The organism is Azospirillum sp. FG154 (assembly GCF_057809575.1).
In genome coordinates this window covers 25303-42740 of sequence record NZ_JBMDKF010000034.1, presented here as the reverse complement: position 1 = coordinate 42740, position 17438 = coordinate 25303, and the positions used below count along the sequence as shown (strand labels likewise).

Genomic DNA, 17438 nt, shown 5'->3' with positions numbered 1-17438 from the left:
CCCTCCCTCCCCCGCCTGCGGCGGTGGAGGGCAATCCGGCGCTGGCTCCCTCTCCCGCCGCAGGCGGGGGAGGGTTGGGGAGGGGGCCGGTTTTAAGAGAGCCGCCGCTCACTCCTGCCCGGACAGGTCCTCGATCAACGCCTTGGGCAGCTTGAAGACCACGTTTTCGGTCGCCGTGCGCAGTTCTTCCACCGTCACGTCGAACCGCGCGCGGGCGTCGTCGATGACCTCTTCGACCAGGATTTCCGGGGCGGACGCGCCCGCCGTGATGCCCAGGCGGCGGATGCCGTCCAGCGCCGTCCAATCAATATCGCTGGCCCGTTGCACCAGTTGCGCCGCCGGACAGCCATGGGTCTTCGCCACCTCGACCAGCCGTTTGGAGTTGGAGGAGTTCGGCGCGCCCAGCACCAGCAGCGCGTCCACCTTCGCCGCGATGGCCTTCACCGCCGCTTGGCGGTTGGTGGTGGCGTAGCAGATGTCTTCCTTCTTCGGCCCGGCGATGGCCGGGAAACGGGCCTGGAGCGCGGCCAGAATATCCGCCGTTTCGTCCACCGACAGGGTGGTTTGCGTGGCGAAGGCCAGATTGTCCGGGTCGGCCACCGCCAACGTCGCCACGTCGGCGACGGTTTCCACCAGAACCACCGCGCCGTCGGGCAATTGCCCCATGGTGCCGATGACCTCCGGGTGTCCGGCGTGGCCGATCAGCACGATCTGGCGGCCTTCGGTGTGGTGACGTTCGGCCTCGCGGTGGACCTTGCTGACCAGCGGGCAGGTGGCGTCGAGATAGAACAGGCCGCGCGCCTCCGCCGCCTGCGGCACCGATTTCGGCACGCCATGGGCGGAAAACACCACCGGCACGCCGTCCGGAACCTCTGACAACTCATCGACGAAAACGGCGCCCTTGGCTTCCAGGCTTTCGACGACGAAGCGGTTGTGCACGATCTCGTGCCGCACATAGACGGGCGGGCCGTAACGGTCCAGCGCCGTTTCGACGATCTGGATCGCCCGGTCCACACCGGCGCAGAAACCGCGCGGGGCGGCGAGAAGGATCGTCAGGGATGCCGGGTTGGTCATGTCGCTCTCGGGGCCGCCGTTGCAAAAACTGTCACAGGAAACAAAGCCGTCGCATGGCCTTGTGCCGGTTGCGCGGGATCTCTAAAGTCAAACCCACACTCTTTCGATCCAACCGATCAGGCCGAACCGATGGACCGCCGCCGCGACCCTAATACAGCGACCCCCTCTCTGAAAAGCCTGGGCCTGAAAAGCCCGGCCCGGAAAAGCCTGCGCGCGTTGGTCGTTTTGGCGACCGCCGCCGTTGGCTTGTCCGCCTGTTCCGGCCTGGGGTTGGCGCCGCCTTCTCCGGCGGAGTTGGCGCTCGCCTGCCCGAAGGTTTCCATCATCCGCGATTTGTCGGAAGTGACGGTGCTGCGCCCAGGCGGGCGCGACCTGACCGATCTGGAATCGCGCGCGGCGCTGGCCGATTTTTCGGGCAACTGCGAATACACCAACGCGGGCGTGACGGTGAACGTCAACCTCTTCCTGATCGCCGAGCGCGGCCCGGCGATGAAGGGCGACAACGCCAAGTACCAGTATTTCGTCGCCCTGGCCAAGCCGGACGACAGCGTCGTCTCCAAGGTGTATTTTGACACCGACGTGACCTTCCCCGCCGGTCAGCCGCGCGCGGGCAGCAAGGAAGAGCTGGCGCCGAAGATTCCCCTGCCCAAGGACGCCAACGCCAAGGATTGGAAGGTCTATCTGGGCTTCCAGTTGACGCCGGAACAATTGGCCTTCAACCGCGCCCAGTTGAAACGCTGACCGCCGCCGTTTTTCGCTTTTCGCCAACCACCCGTAGCCAACCGCCAAGGGAGTGTTGAATGGCCCAGCCCGTCGTCGCCGCCAAGGAACCCTTCACCGTCGAGATGGAGGCTGGCAAAACCTATTACTGGTGTCGCTGCGGCAAGAGCGCCAAGCAGCCCTTTTGCGACGGCAGCCACGCCGGAACCGGCTTTGAACCGATGAAGTTCGCCCCGGCCACCACGATGAAGGCCCGCTTCTGCGGCTGCAAGGCGACCAAGAAGCCGCCCTTTTGCGACGGCAGCCATTTGGATTTGAAGTAAGGTCAGACGGAGGGCGCCAGGATTGGGCGCCCTTCGCTCCGCCGCCGCCGACGGATGGGAAACCCGTTTGGCGCCGGTGTTTTGAGGTCTGCGGAGTCTTGTGGCGTGGATTCGATGAGCAGCGGTCGTTTGGGCGAACTGCGCCGCAAGGTCGGCAAGGCCCTGCGTCTGTTGCGGACACGGCGTTTCCGTCGGGGCCTGATGGTGGGCGCAGCGGCGGGCGTGGAGCATGAGCCGCTGTTGCGCGGGTTGAGCGTCCGTACGGTGGTGGATGTCGGCGCCAACAAGGGACAATTCGCGCTGTTGGCCCTGGAGCTGTTTCCCGACGCCAGGGTCCACGCGTTCGAGCCGTTGGCGGCCCCCTTCGCCCGTTTGGGCCAATGGGCGGCGGGTGAGCCGCGTCTGATCCGGCATCGGTTGGCCTTGGCCGAACAGGGGGGCGAACGGGTGATGCATGTGTCGGCCCGCGTCGATAGTTCATCCTTGCGCGCCATCACCGAACGGCAAACCGCGCAATTCCCCGGCACGCACCGCGTTGGCGAGGAGACGGTCACGGTGGCCCGGCTGGACCAAACCCTGACGGCGGCGGACCTGATTGGGCCAACCCTGTTGAAGATCGACGCGCAGGGGGGTGAACTGGACATCCTGCGCGGCGCGACGGGCCTTTTGCCTGAATTCACCTGGATTTACGCCGAATGCTCCTTCATCGAGCTGTATGAGGGGCAGGCCTTGGTCGAGGATGTGGAAACTTTCCTGGCCGAGGCCGGATTCCACCCCGTCGTCTATTGGCGACCGTCACGCGGCCCGGATGGCGGCCCGGTGCAAGCGGACATCTTGTTTGTTCGGACGACGTGAGGGGGCGGGGAACGTCCTCGCCATGGGGGGTGAGCGTGGCGGCGCTGGTCTGACCAAAGGAGAAGTCGCCACCGGAATTTTTAGGAGAGCAGCGATCCTGAAGAGTGTTTGAAATCACAAGCAGACCAAGAAGCCGCCCTTTTGCGGCAGCCACTTGAATTTGTGATTGAAATGAGACATCCCCCGCTTTGGCTTATTTTGAGGCGGGGGAAGCCCAAGGTTTCCTTTTTGAATTCAGTTCACGTTTAATTTATCAACTGCGCTGTCAAAAAAGTTGCGTATCCAGTTCCTTGGAAATACCCATTTGATCCATTGTTGTGAATGCCGAAAAGCTCAACATAATCAGTGCTTCCATTCAGATACACAATGTCGCTTCCCCCAGTGTACTGGTAGATGGATGATCCTGGGCAGGCGCAATTCCATGAAATTTGCGCGCCATTTTTGAAAAGAACGGACGCAATATTCGAGCCAGCATTGGCGAGTGTGCCAATTTGACCACGAATGGCATAGTGACCAGCAACATTTGGCTTGAACCATTTGTTGGTTGTGTCAAATCCACCCCCGATGTTGAAGTCAGTGGCGTTCAAGTTGACTTTTGTGAGCGTTCCAGTCGGAACGCCGGTCTGATCGACGCCGTTCAGGGTGGCGCGACAGATCACGGTGTTTTTTGGCGCGGGCGTCAGATCGGCCAATGCCCGCTCATCGACGATCACCGCGTTGGTGATCGCGTCGGTCGTCGCCTGAAGCATGGCGCGGGCGACCGGCAGCTTGCCGGTGGGAATGGCGGGCGGGGTCAGGCTGTTGGCGGCGCCGGTGACGATGGACGCGGCGCCGGTCGAACGGTCGATCACCACGCGGTCGATGCGGAAGCCGGAGGAGGGCGGGGCGAAGGGGCCGACATTCTGCGCGTTGACTTCGGTCAGGGTCGTGCCGCTCAGCAGAAAGCCGGGATCCAACGCCAGGGTCAGATTCGGCGTGACCTGGGCGTGCGGGGCGAAGGGGCCGACGATGCGCTGGGCCACGGCCCAATTCGTGGCGGATTGCGACAGGTCGGTCGGGTTGAAAGTCTGGACAGCCATGGAGGCGCTCCGTTCAAAAAATTGGTCGATGCGCGTGGAGGATGTGGCTGGCCAGCCGTTTGAAGCGCATGGACGAATGATCGCCGCTCATGGCCTTGCCGTAAAGATAAAAATCCTATAAATAGGAATATGAGGGTCTGGGCGTTTTCTGCGCGCGCCCGATCCCCCGATTGACAAACATGCCTATCCGCGACAGTGTGCGGGCGACACGCTGATGATCCCTCGCGGGAGAGATCGCCGTTGACGCCGCTTTCACCAAGGCGGGCTGACGGTGGCGCCGAAGGAGCAACCGCCCCCGGAAACTCTCAGGCAGCAAGGACCGCAAGGGGATAAGGCAACTCTGGAAAGCAGACGCGGCGCGCAGGCGCGGCGGCTCACCGAAGGAGTAAACCAGCCCGACAGGCTCCGCCGTCGGTTGGCGAATCTCTCAGGTCCAAGACAGAGGGGGCAAACTCTCGCGCCGAAGTCTCGGCGCGGGCGCGTCCCCTATGCCGGAGAGCCAGCGTGAGCCAAGACAGCGTGACCGAGACTGCTGAGACCATCAAAACCACCCCGTTGCACGCGCTGCACGTCGAACTGGGCGCCCGCATGGTGCCGTTCGCCGGGTATGACATGCCGGTGCAATACCCGCTGGGCATCCTGAAGGAGCACCAGCACACCCGCGAAAAGGCCGGTCTGTTCGACGTCTCCCACATGGGGCAGGTGCGTTTGAAGCCGATGGGTTCAAGCGGGGTCGATCCGGCGGCGGCGCTGGAGACTCTGGTTCCCGGCGACATCACGGGGCTGGCCCTGGGCCGCACCCGCTACACGCTGTTCCTGAACGAGCAGGGCGGCATCCTTGACGATCTGATGGTGACGAACGCGGGCGATCACCTGTTCCTGGTGGTCAACGCCGCCTGCAAGGAGCAGGACATCGCCCACATGCGGGCCAAGCTGGCCGGTCTGGTCGAGGTCGAACATCTCGACGATCTGGCCTTGCTCGCCCTGCAAGGGCCGCTGGCCGCCGAGGTGATGGCCCGTTTCGTGCCTGAGGCCGCCACGATGAAATTCATGAGCTGCCTGACCAGCCGCTTCAACGGCCTGCCGGTGACGCTGACCCGTTCGGGCTACACCGGCGAGGACGGCTACGAAATCTCCTGCGCCAACCAAGACGCCGAGGCCATCGCCCGCGCCCTGTTGGCGGAATCGGAGGTCGAGGCGATTGGCCTGGGCGCCCGCGACTCGCTGCGGCTGGAGGCGGGCCTCTGCCTCTACGGCCACGACATCGACGCTGCCACGACGCCGGTCGATGGCGCGCTGGAATGGACCCTGCCGAAACGCCGCCGCGCCGAGGGCGGTTTCCCCGGTCACGCCGTCATCGTCCAGCAATTGGCCGACGGCGCGTCGCGCCGCCGCGTCGGCATCCAGCCGGACGGTCGTCAACCGGCCCGCGAGCACACCGACATTCTCGACGCCGACGGCGCCAAGATCGGCGAGATCACCAGCGGCGGCTTCGGCCCGACCGCCGGAACGCCGGTCGCCATGGGCTATGTGGACCGCGCGCATTCCGCCATCGGCACGCCCGTCACTCTGATGGTGCGCGGCAAGCCGTTGCCCGCCCGCGTCGCCGCGCTGCCCTTCGTGGCGCAGCGCTATTACCGGGGCTGACCGCTTCCGGTTTCCGTCCAGGTTTCGCCGTTTAAAAATTCCGCTTTGAACAGGGGATCAGCATGACCGTGAAATACACCAAGGATCATGAATGGGTGCGCGTCGAGGGTGACGTCGCCACCATCGGCATCAGCAATTTCGCCCAGGGCCAGTTGGGCGACGTCGTGTTCGTCGAACTGCCCGAGGCGGGCCGCGTTCTGGAGCAGGGCAAGGAAGCCGCCGTCGTCGAGTCGGTCAAGGCCGCCAGCGACGTCTATTGCCCGGTGTCCGGCACGGTGATCGAAGCCAACCAGGCGCTGGTCGATGACCCGTCGCTCGCCAACAGCGCGCCGGAAGGTGACGGCTGGTTCTTCAAGGTCACGCTCAGCGATCCGTCGCAGCTTGACGCGCTGATGGACGAAGCCGCCTACGCGGCCTTCGTGGAGGAATCCCACTAACATGCGCTATTTGCCCCTGACCGAGGCCGACCGGCAATCCATGCTGGCGGCCACCCGCGCGGCGTCGGTGAACGATCTGTTCCGCGATGTTCCCGAGGCGGCCCGCCTGTCCGGCCCGATCGGGGGCCTGCCCAACCATATGGGCGAGCTTGAGGTCGAGCGTTATTTGGGCGCGATGGCGGCGAAGAATCTCGCCGCCGGGTCGGTCCCGAGCTTCCTGGGCGCCGGCGCTTACCGCCACCATGTCCCGGCGACGGTGGACCACATGGTCCAACGCGGCGAATTCCTGACCGCCTACACCCCCTATCAGCCGGAGGTGAGCCAGGGCACCTTGCAGGTTCTCTTCGAGTTCCAGACGCAAGTCTCCCTGTTGACCGGCATGGATGTCGCCAACGCGTCGATGTATGACGGCGCGACCGCCTGCGCCGAGGCCGTCATCATGGCCAACCGGGTGACGCGGCGCAAAAAGGCCGTCCTGTCGGGCGGTCTGCACCCGCATTACCGCGACACGACGACGACCGACGCCCGTTTCATCGGCTTTGACGCCGTGGCGCTGCCCGCCGACCCGACCGGAGTCGAGGATCTGGCGGCGCAGGTCGATGACAAGACCTCCTGCGTCGTCGTGCAGAATCCCAGCGTTTTCGGTCAAATTCGCGATTACTCCGATCTGGCCAAGGTCTGCCAGGCCAAGGGCGCGCTGTTGATCGTCGTGGTGACGGAGGCGCTGTCGCTTGGCCTGCTCACCCCGCCGGGCGAGATGGGGGCCGACATCGTCGCGGCGGAAGGCCAGTCCTTCGGCAACGCGCTGAATTTCGGCGGCCCCTATGTCGGGCTGTTCGCGGTGAAAGACAAATATGTCCGCCAAATGCCGGGCCGCTTGTGCGGCGAGACGGTGGACGCCGATGGCCGTCGCGGCTTCGTGCTGACCCTCTCGACCCGCGAGCAGCACATCCGCCGCGAAAAGGCGACCTCGAACATCTGCACCAACGCCGGTCTGTGCGCGCTGGCCTTCTCGATCCATGTCAGCCTGTTGGGCGAGGCCGGGATCACCCAGTTGGCGCAACTGAACCACGCCAAGGCGGTGCAACTGGCCGACAAGCTGGCGGCGGTTCCGGGCGTCAGCGTCGTCAACGACGGTTTCTTCAACGAATTCACCGTCAAGCTGCCGAAATCGGCCACGGCGGTGGTCGAGGCGCTGGCCGAACGCCGCATTCTGGGCGGCGTGCCGGTGTCGCGCCTGTATCCGGGCGCGATGGATGATTTGCTGCTGGTCGCCGTCACCGAGACCAACACCGAGTCCGACATGGACGCCTTCGCCACGGCGCTTGCTGAGGTTCTGTCATGAGCATGAATTCCCAGGGCCGTCCCTCGGCCATTCCCGCTGGCGGAACCGATTCCGTGACCGGCACCGTGACCGGCAACCGTGGCCTTCAGATCGAAGAGCCGCTGATTTTTGAACAGGACGCCGCCGGACGTTGCGGCGTCGATCTGCCCGACGTTCCCAAGGTGGCCGCGCGTCTGGGCGGGGTGAAGCCGCGCGCCAAGGTCGGTCTGCCCGGTCTGGCCGAGCCGCAGGTGGTTCGCCACTACACCCGCCTGTCGCAAAAGAACTACGCCATCGACAGCGGCCTGTACCCGCTCGGCTCCTGCACGATGAAGCACAACCCGCGCCTGAACGAAAAGATGGCGCGGCTGCCCGGCTTCGCCGACGTTCACCCGCTCCAGCCGGTCAGCACCGTGCAGGGCGCGCTGGAGCTGATGGACGCGCTGGCCCATTGGCTGAAGACCCTGACCGGCATGGCGGCGGTGACGCTGGCCCCGGCGGCGGGCGCCCATGGCGAGATGTGCGGCATCATGGCGATCCGCTCGGCGCATGAGGCCAAGGGCGACGCGGCCCGCACCAAGATCCTGGTGCCGGAAAGCGCCCATGGCACCAACCCGGCGACCGCCGCCGCCTGCGGCTATACGGTGGATTCGATTCCGGCGACCGCCGATGGCCGCGTCGATCTCGACGCGCTGAAGGCGAAGCTGGGGCCGGACGTCGCCGGTTTGATGCTGACCAACCCGAACACCTGCGGTCTGTTCGAGCGCGATATCATCGCGATTGGCGAGGCGGTGCACGCGGCGGGGGCCTATTTCTATTGCGACGGCGCCAACTTCAACGCCATCGTCGGGCGGGTCCGCCCGGCCGATCTTGGCGTCGACGCCATGCACATCAACCTGCACAAGACCTTCTCCACCCCGCATGGCGGCGGTGGTCCGGGGTCGGGTCCGGTGGTGTTTTCCGAGGCGCTGGCCCCCTATGTGCCGGTTCCCTACGTCACCCATGGGGCCAGCGGTTTCGATCTGGTCGAAAGCGCTGGGGACGGCCCGGCCTTTGGCCGGATGAAGGCGTTCCATGGCCAGATGGGCATGTTCACCCGCGCCCTGTCCTACATGCTCAGCCACGGGGCCGATGGGCTGTGGCAGGCGTCGGGCGACGCGGTGCTGAACGCCAACTATGTGATGGCCCGCCTGGACGACGTGATGACCGCGTCGTTCGAGGGGCCGTGCATGCACGAATGCCTGTTCGACGACCGTTTCCTGAAGGGCACCGGCGTCACCACGCTCGACATCGCCAAGGCGTTGATCGACGAGGGCTTCCACCCGATGACCATGTATTTCCCGCTGGTCGTCCATGGCGCCCTGCTGATCGAGCCGACGGAAACCGAAAGCAAGGCGAGCCTGGACCAGTTCATCGACGCGCTGCGCGCGTTGGCGGAACGGGCCAAGGGTGGCGACGTCGCCTATTTCCAGGGCGCGCCGCGTCTGACGCCGCGCCGTCGTCTGGACGAAACGGCGGCGGCCCGCAAGCCGATCCTGCGCTGGACCCCGCCGGTTGGGGCCGAGGCGCTGGCCGCCGAGTAACGGACGGCGGTTGAGACGAGGCCCGCTCCTCCCACATGGGAGGGCGGGCCTTTTTTGTGCCTGCGGCAATTTCGCAATTAAGAATCGTTCGCAATTATGGAGGTGGTGTTGTAGAGTGCGCTTCGCAACCAAGCGAAGGAGCGTGGACGATGTGCGAAACGGTTGGGGAAGGGCGTCCGTCGCCCTGGACGGTGATGGATCTGACGGCGGCGGAGCGCGCCCTGCTGACCGGCGTCCGCCAATGGTTCCGCGCCGGGACGGCGGGGGCGATGGCGTCGATGCGCATCGGTTTGAACATCGCCGGGGTGCCGAACACCGCGTTGTTGCCGTTGTTCGCGCTGCTGGGAACCTTCGCCGTCGCCAACGCAACCAAGCCGGAGGTGCGTTGCCCCGCCTGCGCGCGCGTCAGCGCCGATGAGGCGGCCATGCTTGACGCGCTGGCGGCGATCCAGGGCGGGGATTCGGAAACGGCGGCGCAACTGTTCGACCGCTGGCTGCCGGTGGTCGCCCTGTGCATGGCCACCGACGCGCTGCGGGAGTTGGCGGGAATCCTCGACGCCGCCCGCATCTATCTGCCGCGTCGCCGCCCGGCCCGTCTGGTCGCCATGGCGCTGGCGGCGGAGTGAGCTTGGAGCCAATCTTGAACCGGGGCGACGGCGGAGCGGGATGGAAAAGGGGCGCGCCTGATCGGACGCGCCCCTTTTTGGCAATTCAAAACGGCGTTGTGATTGGCTTATCCGGCGCGCACGCGGACCAGGAAACGGTCAACTTCGGCGCCCAGCGTCTGGGCTTGACGGGACAAATCCTTGGTGGCGTCCAGGACGTTGCGGGCTTCGACCCCGGCGTCGTTGGCCGAGCCGTTGACCCGCAGGATGGTCTCGCTGACCTCGCGGGTGCCAATGGACGCCTGCTGAACGTTGCGGGCGATTTCCGTGGTGGCTGCGCCCTGTTCTTCTATGGCGGTGGCGATGGAGGTTGAGATCTCGTTGATGCGGGAAATCGTGCCAGAGATGGAGCGGATGGCTCCGACGGCCTCCTGCGTGGCCCCTTGCACGGCGCCGATCTGGGCGTTGATTTCCTCGGTCGCCTTGGCGGTTTGGTTGGCCAAAGACTTGACCTCGCTGGCGACGACGGCGAAGCCCTTGCCCGCTTCACCGGCTCGGGCGGCCTCGATGGTGGCGTTCAGCGCCAACAGATTGGTTTGGCTGGCGATGTCGTGGATGAGCTTGACCACCTGACCGATCTTGCTGGCGGCGTCCGCCAGCCCCTGCACGGTGGCGTTGGTCCGTTCGGCCTCGGTCATCGCCGCTCCGGCGATGGCGGCGGATTGCGCCACCTGATGGCTGATTTCGCTGATGGACGCCGTCAACTCTTCCGCCGCCGCCGCGACGGTTTGGATGTTGACGGAGGCTTCCTCAGCGGCTGCGGCGACCTGGGTCGATTGCTCGCTCGTCGTCTCTGCGGAGCGGCTCATGCTTTGCGCCGTGCCTTGCAACTGGCTGGCGGCGGCGGCGACGGCCTGGACCACGCCCTTGACCTCACGCTCGAAGCTGTCGGCGGTCGAGCCAAGCTCGCGGGTGATGATCGCGGCGGTGTTGAGGTCGATGTAGACCGACGTCGCCAGATCCATGTCGAGGAAGATGGCCTTGTTGATCGACTGGAGCAGCAGGGCCAGCTTTTCCGGCTTCTTGCGGTAAACCTGCGCCGCCAGATCAATCAGCTTGTTCAGCGTGAAGCAATAGGCGCCAGTGTACCAGCGCGGCTCCAGGCCGATCCGTTGATGGGTTTGGCCGATTTTCAACACTTGATTGACGTAGGCGTCGTCGAAAGTGCCGGTAAAGACGTTGCGCAACCAGTGTTGTTTCTGAAGATCACGCGCCCGGCTGACCGTTGCCGGGCTGGATAAAAGAACGGAAACTTGAGGAACATTGCGCAGATACGAATAGAACTCGTCAAGAATTTGGTCGATCCGCTGTGCCAGAAAAGGTTGAAATTCGCGAAGAGCCGCTTTGGTTGGTTCGTCAATGCGCAAAAAGGCAATGCGTTCAGCGATTGTTTGTGGTTGAGCGGCGTTCGACATGGACGCATTCTCCAAGGGGCGATATCGGCAGCGTACAAAGAATTTATAGAAAATTCTACAAGTTCCACCGGGGTGGCCATGATGTGGATCTTAACGCAATTTTAAATACGTCACTTTGTCGCAGGGAACCTTTGGCTTGAACAAGCCGACAGGATGTCCGCCGGTTTCCATTATTGTTGAAAAAGAGCGCCGCCATCACGAGCGCCAAACCCGGTTGTTGATGAGCTTGGCGCCCGTGAAGGTGGCGCTGCGATCAGGCGGGAATTGCGGACCGGGTCGTTCGGCGCAACGCCTGCGCGGCCACCAGCACCGCTCTTTGCAATTTCTCGAACGCGCGAACCTCAATCTGCCGCACACGCTCGCGCGAGACGGAAAATTGCTGGCTGAGCGCCTCCAACGTCGAAGGCTCTTCCTTCAGGCGGCGCTCAAACAGGATGCGGCGTTCGCGGGGATCCAGCCGCTCCAACGCCTGGGCGACAAGGCGGCGACGCACCGCCAATTCGTTCGCGTCGGCCAGAACGGCGTCTTGCGTCGGCCGGGTGTCGGCCAACATCTCCAGCCAGTTGGAATCCCCTTCACCGGGGAGAGAGGCGTCGAGCGAACTGTCGCTGGCGGACAGGCGACGATTCATCTCCACCACGTCATTTTCCGAGACGCAGAGTTCGGTGGCGATGGCGGCCACGGTGTGGACGGACAAATCGCCCTGTTCCAATTCAGCCATCTGACTTTTCAGGCGGCGCAAATTGAAGAACAGCTTTTTTTGCGCGGCGGTCGTGCCCATCTTCACCAACGACCATGTGTGCAGGATGTATTCCTGAATGGCGGCGCGAATCCACCATGTGGCGTAGGTGGCGAAACGGAAGCCGCGCTGGGGATCGAATTTCTGAGCGGCCTGCATCAGCCCGACATTGCCTTCGGCCACCAGATCGACCATCGACAGGCCATAGCCGCCAAAGCCACGGGCGATCTTGATGACCAGGCGCAGATGGCTGCCGACCAGCCGGTCGAGCGCTTGCGGGGCGCCTTGTTCGCGCCAACTGACCGCCAGCTCACGCTCTTCTTCAGGGGCCAGGATCGGATAACGCCGTGACTCCTCAATGTAGCGGGCAAAACTGGAGCTTTCGCTGTTCAGAAATTTTTTCAGCACCCGATTGCCTCCTTCAACGCTCCACGGTTCGTGGGGGCCTGTCCTTTGAACAGTGGTCGGACGGGAAACGACCAATCTTTAAAATTTATTCCGCATTTCTGTTGTGGCCAGTGAGAATCTGGTCAAATCCCACATGCCGCACCAATGATGGTGGCGTCGCGCAGTGCGATCAAGTGTTTGATCGGAAAGAGAGTAAGGATTTTCGGCGTATGTCTGGGCGTTTTCTTCGCCCTGATGCGGTGAGTTTTTGAGTCCAGCGCTATGACCCTAGGCTTTTGGTCTATCGGCCATTCGTTCGGGCGCTTTGAGACCTTGGCGGTGATGGGATGCGTCAAAGCGCGCTTTTCCGGGCGGCTTCTGGGCTTTGAACGCGCCCCGCGTGATGTGAGCCGGAACGGGACAAGGGCGAGCAATAAGGCGGCGTTGTGGCGCTCATGGCCGGATTTTTGATCTATGACGATGCGGCGGGCGAAGATGGCGCGAAAAAGGCGCGTTCCCGGTTGGAACGCGCCTTTTTTAAAAGCAACATGCGCCGCCGCGCTCAGTCGATGATGGTGCGCTTGCGTCCCAGGCCGAGCTTGGTCGCCATTTCCGAACGGGCCTTGGCGTAGTTCGGAGCCACCATCGGGTATTCCGGCGGCAACGACCATTTGGCGCGGTATTCGTCCGGCGACAGATCGTAAACGGTCTTCAGATGCCGCTTGAGCATCTTCAGCTTCTTGCCGTCTTCCAGGCAGACGATGTATTCCGGCGTCACCGATTTCTTGATCGAGACGGCGGGAACCAGCTCTTGCTTGGCGGCGGCGGGCTTGTCGTCGCCCAGATTGCGGAACGCCGCCTGAACGTTGTGGATCAGCGAGGGCAAATCATGGACCGACACCGTGTTGTTGCCGACATAAGCGGCGACAACCTTGGCGGTCAGCGATTGCAGATCGGCGAATTCGATGGTCATGGCGTCACCCCGTGCGCGGTGTGTGGAGCGGATCAGCCGTTGACCGAATCGCGCAGTTGCTTGGCGGGCTTGAACTTCGGCGCCTTGGAGGCGGCGATGGCGACCACTTCGCCGGTGCGGGGGTTGCGGCCTTCACGGGCGGCGCGCTCGGCCACCTCGAAGATGCCGAAGCCGGCCAGACGCACGTCTTCGCCACGGCCCAGCGCGGAGCTGATGCCCTCGAACACCGCCTGAACGACCTTGGCCGCGTCGGCCTTCTTGATGCCGGCGTTGGTGGCGACGGTTTCGATCAGTTCGGCCTGGTTCATGCAAAACTCCATTGGGTCGGTTTGGTTTCGGTTTTTCGGAGTTATTGGCAGAACGGCCGCATTCGCACAAGGGCGAACACCACAAAGTCAACCCATGGCGCCCATTCCAGGCTTTTCTTCGCTTCGGATGGGCCAGCGGAGCGTTCCGTGGCGCAGGCCGTCGATTCAAATTTGCGTGTTACCGGCGTGAAACAACACGACTCGCGTTCCAGGCTGGGGCACTTGACGTGGGGACAAGCATGCCCATGTGCCAAGGGTTCGGGTCCGGGCCCCTCTGGCGACCGAGGCGTCGGTCGTGATGTCGGAACCTCTTGATTTCACCGCTCACGCAGCGCCATCAAGCGGGTTGTCTCCTATGGACACTCTCTACGCATCCTTTCTCGTGGATTTTCTCGGAAAACCCCTCTGGGTCTGGCTGGCCTTCCTTGGCGTCGTCGGGACGCTGCTGGCCCTCGACCTTGGGGTTCTCAACCGTCGCGACCATGACATCGGCGTGGCGGAAAGTCTGAAGCTGTCGGCCTTTTACATCGCCATCGCCCTGCTGTTCGGCGGCTGGGTCTGGTGGTCGTTGGGCGATGAGGCGGCGTTGCTGTATTACACGGGCTATTTCGTCGAAAAGAGCCTGTCGCTCGACAATGTGTTCGTCATATCCCTGATTTTCACTTATTTCGCGGTGCCGCGTTCCGTGCAGCATCGGGTGTTGTTCTGGGGCATTCTGGGAGTGGTCGTGCTGCGTGGTCTGATGATCGGCGCCGGCGCGGCGCTGATCGCGGAATTCCACTGGATCCTTTACCTGTTCGGCGCGTTCCTGCTGCTGACCGGCGTCAAGATGCTGGTGTCGGCGGACAGCGAGCCGGACATCGCCCACAACCCGGTTCTGGCCTTTCTCAAGCGGCGTTTGCCGGTGACGGACGGCTTCCACGGGCATCATTTCTTCGTCAAGCAGCCCGACGCGACGGGCCGAGGCGCGGCGCGTTGGATGGCGACGCCGCTGTTTCTGGCGTTGGTGATGGTCGAGCTGGCGGATCTGGTTTTTGCGGTGGACAGCGTTCCGGCGGTCTTCGCCATCACGACCGACCCCTATCTGGTCTACACCAGCAACATTTTTGCCGTTCTGGGGCTACGCGCCTTGTATTTCGCCTTGGCGGCGATGGTTCACCGTTTCCGCTACCTGAAGGTCGCGTTGGCCCTGGTGTTGGTTTTTATCGGCGCCAAGATTTTCTACGCGGAGTTCTTCGGCAAGCTTGATCCGCTGCTGTCGCTGGGCGTCACGCTGGGGTTGATCGGCGGCGGCGTGGTGGTCTCGCTGCTGAAGACACGTCACGAGGAACGGCAGACCCAGCCGGGCTGACGCCGGGCCAGTGTGGAGAACGGCGCGTTGGGGCCGATCAGAACCCCAACGCCCGCAACTCCGCGACGCTGTCCGCCGCGTTCTTGTGCAGGATGAAACGCCCGCCCGCCGCTTCCCACGGCGCGCGGGCCTTTTCGCGGTCATCGACCAGCAGCGTGCCGGGACCGCCATGCAGCGGCTTGTCGCGGGCCATGCAGGTGATGACCGGAACTTCGGGTCCCAGACGTTCGGCCACCCAGCGGGTCTTTTGCGGGGCGGCCCAGCCGCCTTGCGGCAGGCCGGTCAGAATGGTGGGGCGGTGGGGCGCGCAGAACGCCCACAGCGCCCGGCCATCCGGGGTGAAATCCAGCGAGCCGAAAAAGTCGGGGTGGCGGGCCAGAGCCCGCCACATCGTCGCCAAGGGCATCTCGTCCGGGCGTTTGCCTGTCACCGCGACGACGCCCCGGTCGAAATCGGCCAGAACGCCGTCCAGATCGAGGAACAGGACCGGACGGGTCATCGACGGTCTCGCTTCAGCCCAATTCCGCCCGCTCGCGGAACTCGTCGAGCGCCATCGGGTTCGCCAAGGCCTCCGTGTTCTTGATCGGGCGACCATGCACGGCGTCGCGCACCGCCAGTTCGGTGATCTTGCCGGAGCGGGTGCGCGGGATGTCCTTCACCTGCACGATTTTCGCCGGGACGTGACGGGGTGAGCAATTGTCCTTGATCCGCTTGCGGATGGCCTTTTCCAACGCCTCGTCCAGCGTCATGCCGTCGCGCAGAACGACGAACAGCACGACGCGGACGTCGCCGTCCCACTCCTGGCCGATGCAGACGGCCTCCATGATCTCCGGCAATTGTTCGACCTGCCGGTAGATCTCCGCCGTGCCGATGCGCACGCCGCCGGGGTTCAGCACCGCGTCGGAGCGGCCATAGATCACCCAGCCGCCATGTTCGGTCTGGCCGATGAAATCGCCATGCACCCAGATGTTGGGGAAACGATCAAAATAGGCGGCGCGGTATTTCGCCCCGTCGGGGTCGGCCCAGAAACCGATGGGCATGCTGGGGAAGGGGCGGGTGCAGACCAGCTCGCCCTTGTCGCCGCGCACGGCGTGGCCGTTGTCGTCGAACGCCTCAACCGCCATGCCCAGGCCGCGCGTCTGGATCTCGCCCACCCACACCGGGGCGACCGGGTTGCCCAGCACGAAGCAGGACATGATGTCGGTGCCGCCGCTGATCGAGGCGAGATGGACGTCCGCCTTGATCGAGCGGTAGACGAACTCGAAATTCTCCGGCATCAGCGGCGATCCGGTCGAGGTCAGGGTCCGCACGCTGGCCAGCGAATGGGTCTTGATCGGCTCCAGTCCGGATTTCTCCAACGACTGGATGAATTTCGCCGAGGTGCCGAACAGCGTGACCCGCTCCGCGTCGGCGTAATCGAACAGGATCTCGCCGGTCGGCGCGAAGGGCGAGCCGTCATACAGAATCAGCGTCACGCCGCTGGCCAACCCCGTGACCAGCCAATTCCACATCATCCAGCCGCAGGTGGTGAAGTAGAACAGCCGGTCGCCCGGCTTCAGATCGCAATGGAGCCGGTGCTCTTTGACGTGCTGAAGCAGGGTGCCGCCGGTTCCATGCACGATGCATTTCGGCTTTCCGGTGGTGCCGGACGAATAGAGAATGAACAGCGGATGGTCGAAGGCGACCCGCTCAAAGGTCGGTTCGCCCGCCGGGTGCGGGGCCATGAACGCGTGAAAGCCGATGGCGTTCGGCACGCTGGACAGATCCGGCGCGGCGTCCACATAGGGGACGACCACGGTGGCGCGGACGCTGGGCAGATCGGCCAGAACCTCGGCCAGCTTGGCGCGGATGTCGTGGCTCTTGCCGTTGTACCAATAGGCGTCGGGGGCGAAGACCACCTTCGGCTCGATCTGGCCGAAACGGTCGACGATGCCCTGAACGCCGAAATCGGGCGAGCAGGAGGACCAGACCGCGCCCAGGCTGGCGGCGGCGAGCATGGCCGCCAGCGTTTCCGGCATGTTCGGCATGATGGCGGCGACGCGGTCGCCCTTGCCCACCCCTTGCGCCTTCAACGCCTGCTGCAAGCGCGAGACGGTCGCCGTCAACTCGGCGGCTGACCAGCGGGTCTTCACCTTGTCCTCGCCCCAGAACACCAGCGCGTCGCCAGCGGGCAGGGTGGCGAGCATGTTTTCGGCGTAGCTCAGACTGGCTTCAGGGAACCAGCGGGCGCCGGGCATCTTGTCGCCGTCGAGCAGATCGACCGCCCCCAGATCGCCGGTCAGCCCGGCCCACTCCCACAAGAAGCGCCAGAATTGCTCCTTTTCGGCGATGGTCCAATTGTAGAGCGCCTCGTAATCATCCAGCCGCAAGCCGAAACGCGCGTTGGCCGCCGCCCGGAAGGCGGTCAGGTTGGCGTTGGCGACGCGCTCCTCGCTCGGGCGCCACAGCGGAGTGTCCATTCTCGTATCCCTCGGGTGTGTTGATTTGGTCTTGTCCGATTTGCTTGGTGCATCGGATTGCAGGGCAGCATAACGCAAGCCTTGGCCTTTTGTCTGTCC

The 17438-nt window shown here is 64.1% G+C and carries 17 protein-coding genes and 1 riboswitch; of the genes, 9 read left to right on the top strand and 8 right to left on the bottom strand.

Going from position 1 to position 17438, the window contains the following annotated elements; translation table 11 throughout:
• Positions 1-108: 108 nt before the first annotated feature.
• A complete protein-coding gene (gene ispH, locus ACODS4_RS25640; protein ID WP_488868498.1) occupies positions 109-1074 on the bottom strand; it encodes a 4-hydroxy-3-methylbut-2-enyl diphosphate reductase in 966 nt (321 codons plus the stop codon).
• 129 nt (positions 1075-1203) lie between these two features.
• Here ispH and ACODS4_RS25635 point away from each other — a divergent pair, with 129 nt between their 5' ends.
• From ACODS4_RS25635 to ACODS4_RS25625, 3 genes are all read left to right on the top strand, one after another.
• Entirely contained in the window at positions 1204-1815 is a 612-nt protein-coding gene (locus tag ACODS4_RS25635) for a hypothetical protein (protein WP_488868497.1), read from the top strand.
• Between the two features lie 59 nt (positions 1816-1874).
• Entirely contained in the window at positions 1875-2117 is a 243-nt protein-coding gene (locus ACODS4_RS25630) for a CDGSH iron-sulfur domain-containing protein (RefSeq protein ID WP_298370732.1), read from the top strand.
• A 114-nt stretch (positions 2118-2231) separates the two neighbouring features.
• Complete coding sequence (locus ACODS4_RS25625) at positions 2232-2972, top strand: FkbM family methyltransferase (RefSeq protein ID WP_488868496.1); 741 nt, start codon at positions 2232-2234, stop codon at positions 2970-2972.
• A 245-nt stretch (positions 2973-3217) separates the two neighbouring features.
• On the opposite strand, the gene ACODS4_RS25620 is transcribed toward ACODS4_RS25625, so the two are convergent.
• Positions 3218-4051, bottom strand: a complete 834-nt coding sequence (locus tag ACODS4_RS25620; RefSeq protein ID WP_488868495.1) for a hypothetical protein — start codon at positions 4049-4051, stop codon at positions 3218-3220.
• A gap of 215 nt (positions 4052-4266) precedes the next feature.
• A riboswitch (glycine riboswitch) is annotated at positions 4267-4383 on the top strand.
• A 187-nt stretch (positions 4384-4570) separates the two neighbouring features.
• Here ACODS4_RS25620 and gcvT point away from each other — a divergent pair.
• The 5 genes from gcvT (at position 4571) to ACODS4_RS25595 (ending at position 9668) form a co-directional block, all read left to right on the top strand.
• Complete coding sequence (gene gcvT, locus ACODS4_RS25615; protein WP_488868511.1) at positions 4571-5698, top strand: glycine cleavage system aminomethyltransferase GcvT; 1128 nt, start codon at positions 4571-4573, stop codon at positions 5696-5698.
• A 62-nt stretch (positions 5699-5760) separates the two neighbouring features.
• Positions 5761-6135 carry a glycine cleavage system protein GcvH gene (gene gcvH, locus ACODS4_RS25610; protein ID WP_488868494.1) on the top strand — a complete coding sequence of 125 codons (375 nt, stop codon included), beginning with the start codon at positions 5761-5763 and terminating at the stop codon, positions 6133-6135.
• A gap of 1 nt (position 6136) precedes the next feature.
• Positions 6137-7480, top strand: a complete 1344-nt coding sequence (gene gcvPA / locus ACODS4_RS25605; protein WP_488868493.1) for an aminomethyl-transferring glycine dehydrogenase subunit GcvPA — start codon at positions 6137-6139, stop codon at positions 7478-7480.
• Entirely contained in the window at positions 7477-9042 is a 1566-nt protein-coding gene (gcvPB, locus tag ACODS4_RS25600; RefSeq protein ID WP_488868492.1) for an aminomethyl-transferring glycine dehydrogenase subunit GcvPB, read from the top strand. Before gcvPA ends, gcvPB begins: the two co-directional genes overlap by 4 nt.
• A gap of 149 nt (positions 9043-9191) precedes the next feature.
• Complete coding sequence (locus ACODS4_RS25595) at positions 9192-9668, top strand: hypothetical protein (RefSeq protein WP_488868491.1); 477 nt, start codon at positions 9192-9194, stop codon at positions 9666-9668.
• 107 nt (positions 9669-9775) lie between these two features.
• Here ACODS4_RS25595 and ACODS4_RS25590 read toward each other — a convergent pair whose 3' ends face one another.
• The 4 genes from ACODS4_RS25590 to ACODS4_RS25575 form a co-directional block, all read right to left on the bottom strand.
• Positions 9776-11122 (bottom strand): protoglobin domain-containing protein, encoded by a 1347-nt coding sequence (locus tag ACODS4_RS25590; RefSeq protein WP_488868490.1) that lies wholly within the window; start codon positions 11120-11122, stop codon positions 9776-9778.
• A gap of 253 nt (positions 11123-11375) precedes the next feature.
• Complete coding sequence (rpoH, locus tag ACODS4_RS25585) at positions 11376-12269, bottom strand: RNA polymerase sigma factor RpoH (protein ID WP_488868489.1); 894 nt, start codon at positions 12267-12269, stop codon at positions 11376-11378.
• 541 nt (positions 12270-12810) lie between these two features.
• Entirely contained in the window at positions 12811-13221 is a 411-nt protein-coding gene (locus tag ACODS4_RS25580; RefSeq protein ID WP_488868488.1) for a Ros/MucR family transcriptional regulator, read from the bottom strand.
• Between the two features lie 32 nt (positions 13222-13253).
• A complete protein-coding gene (locus tag ACODS4_RS25575; RefSeq protein WP_085556605.1) occupies positions 13254-13529 on the bottom strand; it encodes an HU family DNA-binding protein in 276 nt (91 codons plus the stop codon).
• Between the two features lie 355 nt (positions 13530-13884).
• On the opposite strand from ACODS4_RS25575, the gene ACODS4_RS25570 reads away from it, so the two are divergent.
• Positions 13885-14880 carry a TerC family protein gene (locus ACODS4_RS25570; protein WP_488868487.1) on the top strand — a complete coding sequence of 332 codons (996 nt, stop codon included), beginning with the start codon at positions 13885-13887 and terminating at the stop codon, positions 14878-14880.
• Positions 14881-14917: 37 nt separating this feature from the next.
• On the opposite strand, the gene ACODS4_RS25565 is transcribed toward ACODS4_RS25570, so the two are convergent.
• The gene (locus ACODS4_RS25565) at positions 14918-15379 is read right to left on the bottom strand and encodes a hypothetical protein (RefSeq protein WP_488868486.1); all 462 of its coding nucleotides are present in this window, start codon (positions 15377-15379) and stop codon (positions 14918-14920) included.
• Positions 15380-15392: 13 nt separating this feature from the next.
• Positions 15393-17339, bottom strand: a complete 1947-nt coding sequence (locus tag ACODS4_RS25560; protein WP_488868485.1) for an acetoacetate--CoA ligase — start codon at positions 17337-17339, stop codon at positions 15393-15395.
• Positions 17340-17438: the final 99 nt, after the last annotated feature.

Bases quoted from the DNA above. Each gene is read 5' to 3' on its own strand.
- ACODS4_RS25560 (WP_488868485.1), bottom strand. From the start codon at position 17,339: ATGGACACTCCGCTGTGGCGCCCGAGCGAGGAGCGCGTCGCCAACGCC.
- ACODS4_RS25565 (WP_488868486.1), bottom strand. From the start codon at position 15,379: ATGACCCGTCCGGTCCTGTTCCTCGATCTGGACGGCGTTCTGGCCGAT.
- ACODS4_RS25595 (WP_488868491.1), top strand. From the start codon at position 9,192: ATGTGCGAAACGGTTGGGGAAGGGCGTCCGTCGCCCTGGACGGTGATG.
- ispH (WP_488868498.1), bottom strand. From the start codon at position 1,074: ATGACCAACCCGGCATCCCTGACGATCCTTCTCGCCGCCCCGCGCGGT.
- ACODS4_RS25590 (WP_488868490.1), bottom strand. From the start codon at position 11,122: ATGTCGAACGCCGCTCAACCACAAACAATCGCTGAACGCATTGCCTTT.
- ACODS4_RS25630 (WP_298370732.1), top strand. From the start codon at position 1,875: ATGGCCCAGCCCGTCGTCGCCGCCAAGGAACCCTTCACCGTCGAGATG.
- ACODS4_RS25635 (WP_488868497.1), top strand. From the start codon at position 1,204: ATGGACCGCCGCCGCGACCCTAATACAGCGACCCCCTCTCTGAAAAGC.
- gcvPA (WP_488868493.1), top strand. From the start codon at position 6,137: ATGCGCTATTTGCCCCTGACCGAGGCCGACCGGCAATCCATGCTGGCG.
- ACODS4_RS25620 (WP_488868495.1), bottom strand. From the start codon at position 4,051: ATGGCTGTCCAGACTTTCAACCCGACCGACCTGTCGCAATCCGCCACG.
- ACODS4_RS25575 (WP_085556605.1), bottom strand. From the start codon at position 13,529: ATGAACCAGGCCGAACTGATCGAAACCGTCGCCACCAACGCCGGCATC.
- ACODS4_RS25625 (WP_488868496.1), top strand. From the start codon at position 2,232: ATGAGCAGCGGTCGTTTGGGCGAACTGCGCCGCAAGGTCGGCAAGGCC.
- gcvH (WP_488868494.1), top strand. From the start codon at position 5,761: ATGACCGTGAAATACACCAAGGATCATGAATGGGTGCGCGTCGAGGGT.
- gcvPB (WP_488868492.1), top strand. From the start codon at position 7,477: ATGAGCATGAATTCCCAGGGCCGTCCCTCGGCCATTCCCGCTGGCGGA.
- ACODS4_RS25580 (WP_488868488.1), bottom strand. From the start codon at position 13,221: ATGACCATCGAATTCGCCGATCTGCAATCGCTGACCGCCAAGGTTGTC.
- ACODS4_RS25570 (WP_488868487.1), top strand. From the start codon at position 13,885: ATGGACACTCTCTACGCATCCTTTCTCGTGGATTTTCTCGGAAAACCC.